Here is a 16,343-nt window from a genome sequence, read left to right as displayed (position 1 = left end):
CCGCTCATGCTGACCGCTGAACACGAAGAGCTGCGCAAGACCGTCGAGGCGTTCGCGCGTGACGTGGTCGCCCCGGTCATCGGGGACTTCTACGAGCGCGGGGAGTTCCCGTACGACATCGTGCGTCAGATGGGCGCGATGGGGCTGTTCGGGCTGCCGATCCCGGAGGAGCACGGTGGCATGGGCGGCGACTACTTCGCGCTCTGCCTGGCGCTGGAGGAGCTGTCCAGGGTCGATTCGAGCGTGTCGATCACGCTGGAGGCGGCGGTGTCGCTCGGCGCCATGCCGATCCTGCGGTTCGGCACCGACGACCAACGTGCGCGGTGGCTGCCCCGGCTGGCCTCCGGCGAGATGCTCGGCGCCTTCGGCCTGACGGAGCCCGGCGGCGGCACCGACGTGCCGGGCGGCATGCGCACCACCGCCGTCCTGGACGGCGGCGAGTGGGTGATCAACGGCACCAAGGCGTTCATCACCAACTCGGGCACCGACATCACCGGCGTCGTCGGCGTGGCCGCGCTCACCGGCGAGCGGGAGATCTCCACGATCCTGGTGCCCGCCGGGACGCCCGGCTTCACCGTCTCCAAGAAGTACTCCAAGGTCGGCTGGAACGCCTCCGACACCCGCGAGCTGTCGTTCGCCGACTGCCGGGTGCCCGCGGCGAACCTGCTCGGCGAGCGCGGCCGCGGCTACGCGCAGTTCCTGCAGACACTTGACGAGGGCCGCATCGCCATCGCCGCCGTCGGCGTCGGACTCGCGCAGGGCTGCGTGGACGAATGCCTCAAGTACGTCAGGGACAGGAAGGCGTTCGGCCACCCGATCGGCCACTACCAGGCCATCCAGTTCAAGATCGCCGACATGGAGGCCCGTACGCACACCGCACGGCTGGCCTACTACCACGCGGCGGAGAGGATGCGCGCGGGCCTGCCGTTCAAGAAGGAGGCGGCGATCGCCAAGCTCGTCTCCTCCAACGCCGCCATGGACAACTCCCGCGAGGCCACGCAGATCTTCGGCGGCTACGGGTTCATGAACGAGTTCCCCGTCGGGCGCTTCTACCGTGACGCCAAGATCCTGGAGATCGGCGAGGGCACCAGCGAGGTCCAGCGGATGCTCATCGCCCGCCAGCTCGGCCTCGGCGATCTGTGAGGCCCGTGTGAACATCTACCACGACGCGGCCTCGGAGCCCACACCGGGCGAATCACTGAGAATCCTCGACACTCGGTGAATGGCGATTGGACTGGTGATGGAGCACGATCTAGGGTCATACGTCATGACGGCTGACGACCTTGTCATCAGGAAGGCCGAGAAGGCGGACGCGGACGCGGTGTTCGCGTTGGCGCGTGAGTTCGGGCTGACCTTCAGGCCCGAGCGCGACGCCTTCGACGAGGCGCTGCCGGCGTTGCTGGCGGACGACGACACCCTGCTGATCGCCGCCGTGGTCGACGGGCGGGTCCAGGGCTACCTGCTCGGCAACGTGCACCTCACGCTGTTCGCCAACGGACCGGTCGCCTGGGTGGAAGAGGCCATGGTGCAGACGGGGGCCCGCAGGCAGGGGATCGGGCGGGCGCTGCTGGAGGAGTTCGAGAAGTGGGCCCGCTCCCGCGATGCCCGGTATGTCGGGATGGCGACGCGGCGGGCGCCCGAGTTCTACCACGCGCTGGGCTACGAGGCGTCGGCGACGTTCTTCCGCAAGGTGCTGCGCTGATCCTGTCGTAGGAGGGTGGCATCCTTGGGTGCGTGAGCATCCATACGGTGAGTCCCCTGTTCGTCGGGCGTGCCCGCGAGCTGGGCGTGCTCGACGCCGCGCTCGACGGGGCGCGGGCCGGGACGGCCTCCACCGTGCTCGTGGGGGGCGAGGCGGGAGTCGGCAAGACGCGCCTGGTCGGCGAGCTGGCCGAGCGTGCCGGTGACGCCCTGGTGCTCGTCGGCGGATGTCTGGAGCTGGGCACCGAGGGGTTGCCGTTCGCGCCGTTCACCGCCGTGCTGCGCGGTCTCGTACGCACCTTCGGGCGTGACGGCGTCGCCGGGCTCGTGCCGGGAGGCACGACCCGAGGGCTGGCGCGGCTGCTGCCCGAGTTCGGCGAGCCCGATCACGACGGGGCCGAGGCGCGGGCGCGGCTGTTCGAGCAGGTGCTCGGGCTGCTGGAGCGGCTGACCGAGGACCAGCCGGTCGTGCTGATCGTCGAGGACGCCCACTGGGCCGACCGGTCCACCCGTGACCTGCTGTCCTTCCTGGTCCGCTACCAGCGCGGCGACGCCCGCCTGCTGATCGTCGTCACCTACCGCGCCGACGAGCTGCACCGCGCGCACCCGCTGCGCCCGCTGCTGGCCGAGCTCGGGCGGGTCGGCTGGGTCACCAGGCTGGAGCTCGGCAGGCTCACCCGCAGAGAGGTCCTGGAGCAGGCGGCGAGCATCCTGCAGCGCGAGCCGTCCGCCGTGGACATGGACCGGATCTACGCGCGCAGCGAAGGCAACCCGCTGTTCGTCGAGGCGCTGCTCAGCGAGGTGAGCGGCGGCGACAGCCTGCCCGAGTCGCTGCGTGACCTGCTGCTGGCCAGTGTGGAGCGGCTGCCCGAGGGCACCCAGGAGCTGTTGCGGGTGGCCAGCGTGGGCGGCCAGCGGATCGAGCACGACCTGCTGTCGGCGGTCGCCGGGCTCGACGAGAGCGCGCTGGCGGGCGCGCTGCGCCCGGCCGTGGCGGGCAACGTGCTCGTCGTCGACGGCGAGGGCTACTCCTTCAGGCACGCGCTGATCCGCGAGGCCCTCCACGACGACCTGCTGCCGGGGGAGCACACCCGCCTGCACACCAGGTTCGCCGAAGCGCTCGAACGCGACCTGTCGATCCTGCCCGCGCCGCGCGGCGCCGTCGAGCTCGCACACCACTGGCACGCCGCCCGCGACACCACCTGGGCGCTGGTCAGCGCCTGGCACGCCGCCGCGGCGGCCCGCAAGTCCACCGCCTACGACGCCCAGTTCGGGATGCTGAGCAGGGTGCTGGAGCTGTGGGACCGCGTGCCCGACGCCGAGGCGCGCATCGGCGCCGGGCACGCCACCGTGCTGCGCCAGACCTCCGTCGTCGCCTACCTCGCCGGTGAGTACGAACGCGGGGTGGCCATGGCCTCCGCCGCCCTCGCCGAGATCGACCGGGCCGCCGAGCCGGCCGGCGCCGCCCGCGTGCTGCGCCAGCGCGGCCTCATCCGCTACGACCTGAGCCGCCCCGGCTACGTCGACGACCTGCGGGAGGCGGCGTCCCTGGTGCCGGCCGACCCGCCGAGCAGGCTCCGCGGCCAGGTGCTCGAATCGCTCTCGCGCATGCTCCACCAGCCCGAGCAGCTCGCCGAGAAGATCGCCACCGCGCAGCAGGCCATCGAGATCGGCCGGGCGGTCGGCGACGCCGCCACCCACGCCCACGCGCTGATCAGCCTCACCTGGGAGCGCTGCCGCTACTCCCAGATCGACTCCCACCGCGACGGATTCGCCGAGGCGCGGCGGATCGCCGGCCAGGCCGACGCCTACAACGCGGTCATGCGCGGCGCCATCTCCGAGTCCGACGTGCTCGAAGGCGCCGGCCGGCACGAGCAGGCGGCCCAGGTCGCCCGCGACGGCATCACCCTGGCCCAGCGCTACGGCCTGGCCCGCACCTCCGGCACCTTCCTGTCGGTCAACCTGGCGGAGCCGCTGGTGTCGCTCGGCCGCTGGGACGAGGCGCTGGAGGTGGTGGAGCACGCCCTCGACCTCGTGCCGCCGCCCCCGCACCAGGCCAGCCTGCAGGGCTTCGCCACCGACATCGCGCTCGCCCGCGGCCTGCTCGACCGCGCCGAGACGCTGCTGGCCGCCTCCCGGGGCGTGCTGTCCCGCGGCAAGTTCCGCGAGCAGACCGCGCTGCCGCACACCCGCAGGGAGATCCACCTCCTGCAGGCCCACGGCCGGCTCGACGAGGCCCGCGAAGCGGCGGCCCGCGCGCTGCGCGAGCACGACCTCACGGCCGACCCGCGCTACTCCTGGGCCCTGCTGGTCTACCTGGCCGAGCTCGGCGGCCCCCTCCTGCCGGAGCTCCGCTCGATCGCCGGGTGGCTCGACGTCGAAGGCGCCCTGCAACACGCCCAACGCCTCACCTTCACGGCCCTGACCGGCTGGGAGGCGGCGGACGCGCCCGACCCGGGCGGGCGGCCTGGGCGTGATCGCGACAGGGTGTCCGGCGCCGACGGGATGGCTCCTGACGAGGCTGAGACGGCGAGCCGGCGCCTCAAGGCGTGGGACCGGGCCGCGGCGGCCTGGGCCGCTCTCCACCAGCCCTACGGTGAAGCCAGGGCCCTGACAGGCGCGGCGCACGCGGCACACGCCTGCGGCGACCGGCAGGGGGCCACCTTACGGCTGACCAGGGCCCGGGAGCTCGCCGAGCAGCTCGGCGCCGCACCCCTCCTGGAGCAGCTCGACGTCTTCGCCCGCCGCGCCAGGATCGCTTTGACGGACGGCGTCGTCCCCAACGGCCTGCCGCTCGGTCTCACGGCCCGGGAGCTGGAGGTCCTGCGGGAGGTCGCCCGCGGCCGCAGCAACCGGGAGATCGCCGGGGAGCTGTTCATCTCGGTGAAGACGGTCAGCGTCCACGTGTCCAACATCCTGGCCAAGCTCGCCGTCACCTCCCGGGGCGAGGCCGCCGCCAAGGCCCGCGCCATGCGCCTGTTCGACGAGTGACGGTTACGCGCCGACCCCGTTCGGGTGGCCGGTGGCTCAGCCGGTGAGCTGGGCCTCTAGGCGGTAGCCGTCCACGGTCACGTACACCTGGTCGCCGGGGCGGGCGTTGAGGCGCATGAGGACGGGCTGCAGAGAGTCGAAGACCGGCTGATGTCCCTGCCATACCAGGACGATGGCGTTGTCGCCGGGGCCGGTGACCGAGAGCAGGGTGCCGGGGCGCATGCCGAGTTGGGTGGCGTAGCCCTCGGGGACGGGGACGGGGCCGCCGCGGAGGTACTCAGGGGTGACGTCGATGCGCTGCCAGCGGCGGGGGTCCGACGACGGGCTGGGGAGCGGGGGCGGCGGGGTGGAGGGGGCGCCCGCGAGTACGGAAGGGCGGCCGCCTGACCCTGACAGTGCGGAGAGGGTGGCGAGCGCGGCCGTGGGGTCGATGGTGGCGGCCGACGCCGCGGGGATGGGCTGGCCGCCTCTGTGGTGGTGGCCGTTCGCGCCGGGGGTGCGGCGCGGGAGCGGCTGGGGAGGGGCGGCGGAGGCGACGGGGTCGGGTACGGCCTCGGCGGGAAGGGCGTCGAGCCAGGCCTTGGCCGAGTGGGCGCGGATGCCGAGCTCGGTCATCAGCGCCACCACGTCGGCGTCCGGCGGGGCGGCGGCCAGGAGCTGCCTGGTACGGGCCTGGAGGCCGTGGATGTCGCCGATGGCGAGCCAGCCGTCCTGCAGACGGCGGTCCGGCATCAGCGTGACGAGCACCCGCCACAGCGGGGTGCGCAGCGATGGCACCATCACCGGGTGGGCCGGGTCGGCGCCGATGAGCTGGTCCTGGGTGGCGGCCGCGCCGAGCCACTCGGTGAGCCGGAACATGTGGCCGGTGACGGGCGCGGACTCCGAGGAGCGCAGCCAGTTCAGCACCCGTTCCTCGGCCGTCCGCTGGGCCTGGGAGAGCACGTCCCGGTCGACGAGCATCTTGTGCGCGAGGGTGCGCAGGCTGATCGGGTCCTCGGCGAACAGGCGGTGCACCGCGACGGACAGCTCCAGCTTGTTGAGGCTGCGGAAGAGGCTGTCGACCACGCGGACCATCGCGTGGTCGGTCTCGCTGGGCGCCGGGGTGGCGGGGGCCGGGAGCGGGCCGGCGACTGCGGGCTCGGGCTGCGGGCGCTGGGGGAGCGGGGTGCCGTTCCCGCTCTGCGCGGGGAAGGAGCCGGTCTGGGGTTGCCGGGGTGCGCCGTTCTCGCCGACCGCGGGGAAGGAGCCGGTGCCGGGCGGGGGGCCGCCGGCGTTCGGGCGGTTGCCGCTCTGGGCGGCGAAGGTGCCGGTGCTCGGGTTCTTGTCGCCCGGCTCCGAGAAGAGCCCGTTGCCGGGGCGGTTGCCGCCGACCGCGGGGAAGGTGCCGGTGCCGGACCGGTTGTCGTTCAGTGCCGGGAAGGAGCCCGTATTGGGGCGGTTGTCGTTCGGCGCGGGGAACGAACCTGTGTCAGGGCGGTTGTCCCGCTGGGCGGGGAAGGAGCCGGTGCTGGGACCACCGTCGCCCGGCGCGGGGAAGGGGCCGGTGCCGGGGCGGTTGTCCCGCTGGGCGGGGAAGGAGCCGGTGCCGGGACGGTTGCCGCTCTGCGCGGCGAAGGTGCCGGTGGCGGGGCCCGGGTCTCCGGGGGAGGGGAAGGCGTTCGCCGCCCGCTGCGGCACCCCTTCGCCCTGGGCGGGAACGGAACCCGGGGCCCGCTGCTCGCCCGGGAGTGGCCCCGGTGCCCGCTGTGGGGCTCCGTCGCCCTGGGCGGGGACGGCGGGGAAGGTGCCGGTGGTGGGGCGGCTCTGGCCGGGCGCCGGGCCGCGTTGCGGCGGGCGGCCGGCCTCGGGCTGCACTGCCGCCTGTACGGCGCGGGCGGCGGACTCGGGTTGGGCGGAGATGCGGCCGAGCACCTCGCGGAACACCGAGCCGATCACCACCTCGGGCGTGGCCGCCGGGGTGCTCATGTCACCGGGGGACAGGCGGCGCAGGCGGTGCCAGCCGCCCAGGCCGGCGATGGCGGTCCTGGTGGCCTCGGGCCAGCCCGGCAGCGCCGGGTCGATGTGGTGGATCGTCAGCGCGGGCAGCACGTCGGCGAGCGGCAGATAGTCCCAGCGGGCGGTGGCGAGCAGGGCGAGCCGGTCGCAGACCCAGTCGAGCCCGGCGGTGCTGAGAGCCCGTGACAGGGGGAGCGAGGACCACCAGGCGGCCGGCAGCCGCGTGTCGGCCAGTGCCTCCGCCACCTGCTGGGGACGGCTCCAGCGCAGGGCAGGGACCAGGTCGCTCAGGCAGATCGATGACTCGACTTCCATCGGCGGACCTTATCCTCCCCAGTGAGCCGCATGGTGCTCTTCGATACATATGTGGCCGTTGGTGCAGCCTACGCGGCAAGCTATCAATCGGTGTGAATAGGGTAAAGACGCTTCAAGTCCAAACCGTACCGTGGCCTACCCCCAACCAGGGCCACGCATTCGGCACCGGCACGGCAACCTGCCTCAAGAGCGGCCCTTTCTCCCTCGCCCGCCAGGGTGGCTGTGAGATATCCCGCTGCGAACGCGTCGCCCGCCCCGGTGGAGTCCACCATCTCGGTCGGCACCGGGTCCGACTTGGCGGCGACCTGCCCGCCCGTGGCCACCAGGGCCCCCTGGGATCCCAGCTTCACCACCGCCGTGCCGTACCTCTCGCTGAGCAGTTCGGCGGCGCGCTCAGGAGTGGCGGCCCCGGTGAGCAGCAGCGCCTCGTCCCGGTTGGGGAAGATCAGCTCGGCGAGCGCGGTCTCGTCCAGGAAGCGCTCGACGCCGAACTCGCACAGCGGGCTGGTGGAGGCCGGATCGACGCTGATGGCGATCCCGGCGGCGGCCGCCTTGGCCATGGCCAGCCGGACCAGGCGCAGGCCGGGCTCGCCGAACAGGGTGTAACCGGACACGTGCAGGCGGGCGACGCCGTCGAGCAGGGCGTCGTCCCAGTCGTCCTCGGAGATCAGCCCGCCCGCGCCCCGGTTGGTGAGCATGGATCGCTCGCCGGTCCTGTCCACCATGGCGATGACGACCGCGGTGGGGTTGTCGGCGTCGATCCGGACGTGCGGGCGGACGCCGGCCTTGGCCAGTTCGCCGATGTGCCACTCGCTGCTGTCGTACCCGCACCTGGCCAGCAGCCCGACCTCGCCGCCCAGGTGGGCGGCCCAGGACGCGGTGTTCGCGCCGGAGCCGCCCGGCCGGAGCACGATGTCGGCGGCGATGTCGGAGGCCGACATGACCGGCGCGCCGTGCAGGGCCACCACATCGGTGACCACGTCACCGATGACCAGGAGACCCTTGCCGGTCACGATCGCGACCAGGCTAGGGAGATCCGCGCCGCGAGGGCGGTGTTGCCGCGTACGGCGGCGAGGTTGGCCTCCAGGGAGGCGCCGGAGGTGCCACGCACCAGATAGCCGAGCAGGAACGGGGTGATCGCCTGCCCGGTCACGCCGTCGCGGCCGGCGGCGTCGAGTGCCTCGGCCAGCACACGGTCGTGCAGACCGGGGTCGAGCTGCTGGTCGACGGGGACGGGGTTGGCGACGATCAGCGCGCTCTCCTGGCCGCCGAACGCGTCCTGCCCGCGCATGATCGCGGCGGCGTCCTCGGCCGACTCGATCCGCCAGTCGACGGGCAGGCCGGAGGAGTTCAGGTAGAAGCCGGGGAAGGTGTCGGTCCGGTAGCCGGCCACGGTCACGCCGCGCGTCTCCAGACGCTGCAGGGTCGCGGGCACGTCCAGGATCGACTTGACGCCGGCGCAGACGACCGTGATCCGGGTGCGGGCCAGCGTGTCGAGGTCGGCGGACTCGTCCTGCTCCTCGGTCCAGCCACGGTGTACGCCGCCCAGGCCGCCGGTGGCGAAGACCCGGATGCCCGCGCGGGCCGCCAGGAAAGAGGTCGCCGACACCGTCGTGGCGCCGCTCGCCTTGAGCGCCGCCGCCACCGGCAGGTCGCGCTGTCCCAGCTTGCGCAGCCCGGACTCGCTCGCCACGCGCTCCAGCTCCACCTCGGACAGGCCGATCCTGGCCACCCCGTCGAGCACGGCGATGGTCGCGGGCACCGCTCCGGCGGCTCGTACGATCTCCTCCAGCTCCCGCGCGACCTCCAGGTTGCGCGGCTGCGGCAGCCCGTGGGAGATGATCGTGGACTCCAGCGCCACCAGGGGGGCGCCGGTGGCCAGGGCCTCGGCGACCTCGTCGGACGGGTGCAGATGTGAATCGGCGGCGCTGCGCATGGTGTGTTTCGTGCTCCTTGGACGGTCCCGATGATCCTCAGTCAGAACGATGTCTTTCCCAGACTTTGTTCCAAACTGAGCAGGTTACGGCCGGAGCGCGTGCGCGTCCACTGGTCAGGGGATCAAGAGGACGACCGGTCAGGGGATGAGGAGGACGACGCCCGCCAGCGAGATCGCGCCGATCAGCCCGGTGGCCAGCCCGCCGAGCAGCAGAGCGCGCCCGCCGCTCAGCAGTCGGCGCACGTCGATCCCGGTGCCGAGCCCGAACAGCGCGGCGGCCATCAGCAGGTCGGTGATCGGAGGTACGGCCGACGTCACGGACTCGGGGACGAGCCCGGTGCCGCGCAGGGCCACCATGGCCAGGAACCCGGCGACGAAGAGCGGGACGACGGGCGGCCGGCCGGTGCCGGGACGGGCTCGGGCGGTCAGGGCGACGATGGGGGCCAGCAGGACGACCCGGCCCAGCTTCACGGTGACCGCCGCCGCGAGCACACCCGTGGCCGCGCCGATCGCGGCCACCTGGGCCACCTCGTGCACCGCCGCCCCCGTCCACACCGCGAGCTGTGCCGGTGACAGTCCCAGCCAGGCGGCCAGCAGGGGCACCGCGATGATGGCGGCGCTGCCGTACAGGACCACCACGCCGAGCGCGTTCGCGGCGTCCTCGTCGTCGCCGCCCGCGCCGTCGCGCATGGCCGCGATGGCGGCCGCGCCGCAGATGGAGACCCCCGTGGCGATGAGCAGGCCGGTGCCGGGGGACACGCCGAGCCGGCGGCCGGCCGTCGGCGTGAGCGCGAACGTGAGGCCCGTCGCCACCAGCACGATCGCCACCGTCCGCCAGCCCATGGCCAGCACCTCGGGCACCGAGATCCGCAGGCCGAGCAGGACGATCGCGACGCGTAACACCGGCCTGGACACCAGCCGCAGACCGGGCAGCAGCCTCTCGCGGACACCCCCGAGCGCGGCCAGGGCCGCGCCCGCCGCCACCGCCACCACCGCGGGGCTGAGCACGGGCAGCAGCGCGTGTACGGCCAGCGCGAGCACCACCCCCATGGCCGCCACGAGCACGCCGGGCAGGATGGAGGTACGGGAGGGGATGTGGAGCACGATGTCAGTCTTCGTGCGGCCGGAGCCTGCCGGTAGCCACAGGTTGCCTGTGAGCCCATAGCCTGTGGCTATGACCTCGCTGCCCGATCTGGACTCGCTGAAGCTGCTGGTCGACGTGGGCGAGCTGGGCAGCCTGGGGCGGGCGGCCAAGGTGGCGGGCATCGCCCAGCCGTCGGCGAGCAAGCGCATCGCCCAGCTCGAACGCCGCCTCGGCCTATCGCTGCTGGAGCGGACGCCGCGCGGCTCCACGCTCACCAACGAGGGCAAGGTGGTGGCCGGCTGGGCGGCCCACGTGGTCGCGGCCGCGCAGGAGCTCGTGCGGGCCGCCGAGGCGGTGCGCCACGGCGGCGCCGCCCACCTGCGGGTGGCGGCGAGCATGACGGTGGCCGAGTACCTGGTGCCGCGCTGGCTGGGCGAGCTGCAGAGCCGGGAGCCGGACGTTCAGGTGGGCCTGGACGTGGTCAACTCCGCCGACGTCGCGACGCGGGTGCTCGCCGAGGAGGTGGAGCTGGGGTTCATCGAGGGTCCGTACGTGCCCGAGGGGTTGGCCAGCCGGGTGGTGGGCACCGACCGGCTGGTGGTCGTGGTGGCGCCCGGACATCCCTGGACGCGTCGCCGTACCGCGCTGAGAGGGGCGGAGCTGGCCGGGACGGCGCTCGTGGTACGCGAGCCCGGGTCGGGCACCCGCGAGACGCTGGACGTGGCGTTCAGGGACCTGCGCCAGGCCAGCCCGCGCCTGGAGCTGGGCTCCAACTCGGCGGTCAAGGGCGCCGCCCAGGCGGGCGCGGCGCCGGCCGTCATCAGCGGGTACGCGGTGGAGGCGGAGCTGGCGACCGGGCGGCTGATCGAGGTGCCACTGGCCGGTCTCACGCTGGTCAGGAGCCTGCGTGCCGTCTGGCGCCGCGGCCGCACCCTGACAGGCCCCGCCGCGACCCTCCTGTCCATCGCCAGCCGCCCCTGACGGCCGGTGCGCTTCGCAGTTAAAGTGCTTGGATGGGTGCATATGACGTGGTCGTCGCCGGTGGGGGGCACAATGGGCTGGTCGCCGCCGCCTACCTGGCCCGCGCGGGGCGGCGGGTGCTGGTGCTGGAGCGGCAGGATCACACCGGGGGCCTGGCCATCTCCACGCGCGCCTTCCCCGGCGTGGACGTACGACTGTCGCGCTACTCCTACCTGGTCAGCCTGCTGCCCACGAAGATCGTCAAAGATCTGGGCCTCGACCTGGAGCTGCGCGGACGCCGTTACTCGTCGTACACGCCCCACGGCGACACCGGCCTGCTCGTCGACGGCGGGGACGAGGGCCGGACGGCGGCCTCCTTCCGTACGGTGACCGGCGGCGACGCCGACCACCGGGCCTGGCGTGACTTCTACGCCATGACCGCGAGGACCGCCGAGGCCCTGGCCCCGACCCTGCTGGAGCCGCTGCGCCCGGCCAGGGAGATCGAGCGGCTGGTCGGGCCGCAGGCGTGGCAGGACCTGTTCGCCAGGCCGATCGGCGAGACCGTGGACGAGCGGTTCGCCGACGACACGGTGCGCGGCGTGGTGCTCACCGACTCCCTGATCGGCACGTTCGCCGACCCGGCCACCGACCTGCTGGCCAACCGGTGCTTCCTCTATCACGTCATCGGCGACGGCACCGGCGCGTGGAACGTCCCCGTGGGCGGCATGGGGGCCGTCTCCGGAGCGCTGGAGGCCGCCGCCCGTCAGGCGGGCGCGGAGATCGTGACCGGCGCGGAGGTGGTCGGCATCTCGCCGACCGGCGAGGTCGCCTTCCGTACGGCCGACGCGGCCGGTGAAGCGGCGGAGCACACGGTGACCGGCGGGCACGTACTGGTCAACCTGCCGCCGGCGGTGTTCGACCGGGTGCTCGGCAGGACGCCGAGCGTGCCGGAGGGCGCACAGCTCAAGGTGAACATGGTGCTGAGCCGGCTGCCACGGCTCAAGGACGCCGGGGTGGATCCGGTGGCCGCCTTCAGTGGGACGTTCCACATCAACGAGACCCGCGACCAGCTCGCCACGGCCTACGCCCAGGCGTCCCGGGGCGAGATCCCGCAGCTGCCCCCGGCCGAGATCTACTGCCACACGCTCACCGATCCGTCGATCCTCGGCCCGGAGCTGCGCGGCAAGGCGGAGACGCTGACGCTGTTCGGCCTGCACATGCCCGCCCGACTTTTCCGGAAAAATCCCGACGAGGCGCGGGAGGAGGCCCTGCGCGCCACCTTCGCGTCCATGAACCAGGTCCTGGCCGAGCCCATCGAGGACTGCCTCCTGCGCGCCCCCGACGGCACCCTCTGCGTCGAGGCCAAGTCCCCCGTGGACCTGGAGAACGAGGCCGGCCTGCCCGGCGGCCACATCTTCCACCGCGACCTGAGCTGGCCGTACGGAGAAGAAGGCGGTTGGGGCGTGGAGACCGAGCACGAGCGGATCCTGCTGTGCGGCGCGGGCGCCCGCCGGGGCGGCGGCGTCAGCGGCATCCCCGGCCACAACGCGGCGATGGCGCTGCTGCGCTGACTATCCCACAGGAACTTGGTGGTGCGATCAATTGCCGACCGCCTTCCCTGAGCAGCGGAGAGCCATCGCCCCAAGGGCTATGCCCTCAATCGGCTTGGGGTGATCAAATGAGTCGCGACACATCAATTGACATCAGGTTCAGGGCTCAACTCGACTTCGAAGTCATTCTCGAACAACTCGAGCAATCTGGGTGGATGTTCCTCCGAGGCCATCACATCATTTACATGGTTAACGATTTTGATTGGAAGACTTCTGCAGCGGACGCAATGGATTCAGTGCGGCATGAAATGCGAATCTCCTATAATGCCGGAGATTCGATCGCCATATCAACCAGGCTCCCCAGGGCCGAGCGCCTTGCTAATGTTCTGTTTCATGATGACAGGCGCTTGATATCACTTATCCCACTGATAGACTACCAAGTCATTCCAGAGTCCCCTCGATGGATTGACCTAGGCTGGTACATAACGCAACTTGTTGTGGCTCTACAGGATTTCCCCATCGCCGGGATCATGGGTAGCGATGAACTGTAGCAGCACTTCCCAAAAACCAGCCCTTGGCCCTTCTTCTTGCCATGGACCAGCTTCTCTTCGCGCCACTATGGAATGATCTTCTTGAGTGGCTGGCTGTGAGGTCGCGAGTAATGTTCACAGTAGTCGTTCAGGTCAACACGCGACCCGACCGACCTCGCGACGATACGTATGCTGGTAATCAGGCCCCGTATGATCCGCTGGCACCCTGGTGGTGGCCACCATGGGCCAGGATCTTACAGGAGCCGAAGTTTTATGGCGGGATACGTCGAGTCCTCAATCAGCTGTGCTGGGACGCTGACCGGCAGATGGAGTATGTGCGAGGCCTAAAGGTCGGCGTGGACGAACTGGCTTTAGAATTCGACGATACATTCAATCTTGCTAAGGCTAAGGTGCTCGAAGGCATGCTGAGTCAGGAAAAACTTCAGGCGCTTCAACCGGTCGACACCAAGCTGGTTCACATGTCTGAGCAGGGTGCCGAGCTCTGGGCAGAGGAGGCGCTTAGGGCGGATCCTGCCTGGCAGGAACTGCGGGCGATCGCACGACAAGCATATCTGGATTTCGACTTGTAAGTGCAGGCAGATGCCCGTCGTGAGCCTGGAAGCCAAAGCATATGCGGCGCCGCATGGCCTGACGTTATCCGGTGGCACGCCACGTTCGAGCTGGGCATAGAAGTAGAAATCGGCTTCGACGAGGATCGAATGCTGGGGTGACAGCGCGGTATCCCGCCTGATGGTGAGCGCCTCGGATCATTGGCGCAGGTGTGGGATGGGCGCCAGTCGCGGCGGGCGTGCTGTGTCCGACTGTGATCGTACAGGGGAACGAGGAGAGTAGACGTGGTCTCCCGTTGGGTTGGCTCGGTGGGTGCTGCTGTCCTTCGCCGGTTCGAACCCTGGCCCCTGCCGAGGTGAGGCCGCAGGGTCCTGTCCAGCCGGCGAACGTACGTGGTGCTCGCCCAGGGCACCAAACGGGGCTCGCGCCTGGTTGATCTCATCGGTGAGCCGAGCCGAGCCGAGCTGTCTGGTGATGTCGGCCGCCTTTATGACGGATCGACCTGTAACCCGGCGGCCTGACCTGGCGACGCGCGTTCCCCCGGTGCCTTCCACCGAATCCCGCATGCCCGCCACTTCGCCCGCTACCTTCTGGCCGGCGTTCCCATTCGGCAGGCTCTCCAGGATCGATGCGGAGTACGGCCGGGGCCTTGCCATCGTCGCCGCGCTCGCCGACCAGTGCGGGGTACGAAGGCGGATGTCCTGTCCGGGGGCTGATCGGCAAAGTCACTCAGCATCCGGCAGGTGATGATGCTGAGCAAGCAGAGGGCCGACGGCCGCAGGAGCGCCGTCAAGCAAAGGCGGGGTGCTCGGAGCGGTACCGCAGCGCTGCTCCGGATGCGTGCAGGACTGGAAGTTTGCCGTGGTCAGGGCATGAACTCGAAGGTCCGAGAGGCCACCGGCGTCGGGTGCGGGCCCGGCCTCTTGCACATTCTGTCCGACAATCGTATGGTCGGACAGAATTCGCGCTGGCGGCGGCCGCGCCTGGCCGTGCCGGCATTCTCGCCCGCGAGGGCCGCCGAACACATGAAGAGGCTGATATGACCACACCGAGCGGCGGCGATGACGCCGGGTTCGAGGTATTGCAGGTCAAGTACGCCGAGCGCGTCACGCAGAAGAGTGTGGTCCTGCACGACTACGCCTCCTACGGCCAGCCTGACGGCGACCTGCACATGGAGTACAACTTCTGGGTGATGCGCAGGGCCGGCGAGGTGATCCTGCTGGACACGGGCTACGACGTCGCGGCCCGTGACTGGCTGGGGGAGATCGGCGTCAAGCCCACCCCCGAGGGGCTGGCCCTTCTCGGCGTCGACCCGCTCGACGTGACGATGGTCATCACCTCGCACTTCCACTATGACCACATCGGCTACCTGAGGTTGTTCGACAACGCCCAGGTGGTCTCGGGCAAGTCGGAGTACGACTACTGGTTCGCCAAGTGGCAGAAAGACGACCTTGAGGGCGAGTTCACCATCGCCGAGCACCTCGAACCGGTCAAGAAGGCCGAGGAGGAGGGCAGGCTGCGGCTGATCTCCGAGGAGACCGAGGTCCGTCCCGGCATCACCGTCTACCCGGTGGGCGGGCACTGTCCCGGGGAGCTGCTCACCCTGGTGCGATCCAGGTCGGGCCTGCGCGTCCTCGCCGCGGACGCCGCCCACTTCTACGAGCAGATCGAGAACGAGTGGCCGTTCTTCGCCCACACCGATCTGGACGAGATGCGCGGTGCGCTGTCGTTCATCAACGAGCTGTCGCGGGAGACGGGCGCGGTGGTGGTGCCAGGTCATGACGGGCGCGTGCGCGCCAAGTTCCCCCTGATGGACGGTGCCGCAGGAGAGGTCGTCACCGTCCTCGGCTGAGCCCCCGGACCTGTCCGGATGAGGGCCCGTGTGCGGCCCGCCCCACCACTTCGCGCTGCGATCTAAAGGAGTCATGTCATGGCGCTCAGCCCCCGTCAGCAAGAGGTCAAGGATGAGTTCATCCGGGTACGCGGGACCTGGAGCGATACCTGGCAGGCCATCCTGGAGCTCGACCCCGAGTTCTTGAAGGCCTATGCCGACTTCTCCGCGGTCCCGTGGCGGAAGAACCACCTGGACGACAAGGTCAAGGAGTTCATCTACATCGCGATCGACGCCGCCGCCACGCACATGTACCTCCCCGGCGTCCGGCAGCACATCAAAGCCGCGCTCAAGCTCGGCGCGACGCCGCAGGAGATCATGGAGGTGCTCGAGCTCACCTCCACGCTCGGCATCCACGCGATGAACATCGGCGTACCGATCCTGGTCGAGGTGCTGGAGGAGAAGGGTCTCCGCACCGGCCCCGCGCCGCTCACGGCCTACCAGGAGGAGGTCAAGGCCGAGTTCACCAAGACGCGCGGTTACTGGCACGCCTTCTGGGACGAGATGCTGGAGCTGGATCCCGAGCTGTTCGCCGCGTACACGGAATTCTCGTCGGTCCCCTGGCGTACGGGGACGCTGGAGCCGAAGATCAAGGAGTTCGTGTACATCGCCTTCGACACCGCAGCGACGCATCTCTACGTCAAGGGTCTGAAGCTCCATATCGAGAACGCCATCGGTTACGGCGCCACCGCGCAGGAGATCCTTGAGGTCATGGAGATCGCCAGTGTCATCGGCATTCATGCGGTGACCTCCTCCGTGAGCATCCTGGCGGAGGAGCTCGGCAACCCGGAGAACCGGCCCTAGCCCGGCGCCGCCATCG

General features: G+C 70.9%; 12 protein-coding genes. 8 read left to right on the top strand and 4 right to left on the bottom strand.

The window, feature by feature from the left end; all coding sequences use genetic code 11:
• The first annotated feature begins 6 nt into the window (after positions 1–6).
• The 3 genes from ACIBQX_RS08715 (at position 7) to ACIBQX_RS08705 (ending at position 4,692) form a co-directional block, all read left to right on the top strand.
• Entirely contained in the window at positions 7–1,143 is a 1,137-nt protein-coding gene (locus tag ACIBQX_RS08715; RefSeq protein WP_397002169.1) for an acyl-CoA dehydrogenase family protein, read from the top strand.
• Positions 1,144–1,267: 124 nt separating this feature from the next.
• Positions 1,268–1,702 carry a GNAT family N-acetyltransferase gene (locus ACIBQX_RS08710; RefSeq protein WP_397002167.1) on the top strand — a complete coding sequence of 145 codons (435 nt, stop codon included), beginning with the start codon at positions 1,268–1,270 and terminating at the stop codon, positions 1,700–1,702.
• Positions 1,703–1,734: 32 nt separating this feature from the next.
• Positions 1,735–4,692 (top strand): helix-turn-helix transcriptional regulator, encoded by a 2,958-nt coding sequence (locus ACIBQX_RS08705; RefSeq protein ID WP_397002165.1) that lies wholly within the window; start codon positions 1,735–1,737, stop codon positions 4,690–4,692.
• A 36-nt stretch (positions 4,693–4,728) separates the two neighbouring features.
• On the opposite strand, the gene ACIBQX_RS08700 is transcribed toward ACIBQX_RS08705, so the two are convergent.
• The 4 genes from ACIBQX_RS08700 to ACIBQX_RS08685 form a co-directional block, all read right to left on the bottom strand.
• Positions 4,729–7,002 carry a hypothetical protein gene (locus ACIBQX_RS08700; RefSeq protein ID WP_397002163.1) on the bottom strand — a complete coding sequence of 758 codons (2,274 nt, stop codon included), beginning with the start codon at positions 7,000–7,002 and terminating at the stop codon, positions 4,729–4,731.
• An 83-nt stretch (positions 7,003–7,085) separates the two neighbouring features.
• A complete protein-coding gene (locus ACIBQX_RS08695; protein WP_397002161.1) occupies positions 7,086–8,015 on the bottom strand; it encodes a carbohydrate kinase family protein in 930 nt (309 codons plus the stop codon).
• Complete coding sequence (locus ACIBQX_RS08690; protein WP_397002159.1) at positions 8,012–8,938, bottom strand: pseudouridine-5'-phosphate glycosidase; 927 nt, start codon at positions 8,936–8,938, stop codon at positions 8,012–8,014. Before ACIBQX_RS08690 ends, ACIBQX_RS08695 begins: the two co-directional genes overlap by 4 nt.
• A gap of 138 nt (positions 8,939–9,076) precedes the next feature.
• Positions 9,077–10,042, bottom strand: coding sequence for a YeiH family protein (locus ACIBQX_RS08685; RefSeq protein WP_397002157.1), 966 nt, complete (start codon positions 10,040–10,042; stop codon positions 9,077–9,079).
• A gap of 70 nt (positions 10,043–10,112) precedes the next feature.
• On the opposite strand from ACIBQX_RS08685, the gene ACIBQX_RS08680 reads away from it, so the two are divergent.
• From ACIBQX_RS08680 to ACIBQX_RS08660, 5 genes are all read left to right on the top strand, one after another.
• A complete protein-coding gene (locus ACIBQX_RS08680; RefSeq protein ID WP_397002155.1) occupies positions 10,113–11,003 on the top strand; it encodes a LysR family transcriptional regulator in 891 nt (296 codons plus the stop codon).
• Between the two features lie 32 nt (positions 11,004–11,035).
• Positions 11,036–12,553, top strand: a complete 1,518-nt coding sequence (locus ACIBQX_RS08675) for a phytoene desaturase family protein (protein WP_397002153.1) — start codon at positions 11,036–11,038, stop codon at positions 12,551–12,553.
• An 865-nt stretch (positions 12,554–13,418) separates the two neighbouring features.
• On the top strand, positions 13,419–13,652 hold the full coding sequence (locus ACIBQX_RS08670; RefSeq protein WP_397002151.1) for a hypothetical protein: 234 nt from the start codon (positions 13,419–13,421) through the stop codon (positions 13,650–13,652).
• 1,019 nt (positions 13,653–14,671) lie between these two features.
• On the top strand, positions 14,672–15,484 hold the full coding sequence (locus ACIBQX_RS08665) for an N-acyl homoserine lactonase family protein (RefSeq protein WP_397002149.1): 813 nt from the start codon (positions 14,672–14,674) through the stop codon (positions 15,482–15,484).
• A gap of 78 nt (positions 15,485–15,562) precedes the next feature.
• Positions 15,563–16,327 carry a carboxymuconolactone decarboxylase family protein gene (locus ACIBQX_RS08660; RefSeq protein ID WP_397002147.1) on the top strand — a complete coding sequence of 255 codons (765 nt, stop codon included), beginning with the start codon at positions 15,563–15,565 and terminating at the stop codon, positions 16,325–16,327.
• Positions 16,328–16,343 lie beyond the last annotated feature (16 nt).

Origin of the sequence: Nonomuraea sp. NPDC049714 (assembly GCF_044465295.1) — a bacterium.
Classification (GTDB): Bacteria; Actinomycetota; Actinomycetes; order Streptosporangiales; family Streptosporangiaceae; genus Nonomuraea.
The sequence above is the reverse complement of the archived record's forward strand: the minus strand, read 5'-3'. Positions and strand labels throughout refer to the sequence as shown.